At 66.1% G+C, this 301-nt stretch carries 1 protein-coding gene; it reads left to right on the forward strand.

Translation table 11 applies throughout. The features are described 5' to 3' along the window. A partial coding sequence (locus tag FS507_RS19950; RefSeq protein ID WP_222121459.1) for a hypothetical protein occupies nt 1-301 on the forward strand: 301 nt, incomplete at its 5' end.

Consider the following 301-nt stretch of genomic DNA (forward strand, 5'->3'; position numbering starts at 1 on the left):
AGGTGATGAGGAGGTGATGGGGGTAGGGACGGAAGTGGGAGGGGAGGATGGGAGGGAAGTTGTGCTGGGCGGACGGGGGGGGTGGTGGGTAGTTGTTCGGGAGGTGGAAATGTGTGAGGGGGTGGTGGGGGGGGAGGTGTGGGGAGGGTTTGCGGGTGTGGTGAGGGTGAAGGGGGGGGTGGGGTCGAGGTGTGGGGGGTGGTGGTGTATGTGGAGGAGGATGGGGATGGTGTGGAGAGGGTGGAGGAGGGTGGGGGAGAGATCCTGGGTGGGGAGCATCGGGGTGTCGTTCTGCGGGTAG

Origin of the sequence: Corynebacterium glyciniphilum AJ 3170 (assembly GCF_007673095.1) — a bacterium.
Lineage (GTDB): Bacteria > Actinomycetota > Actinomycetes > Mycobacteriales > Mycobacteriaceae > Corynebacterium.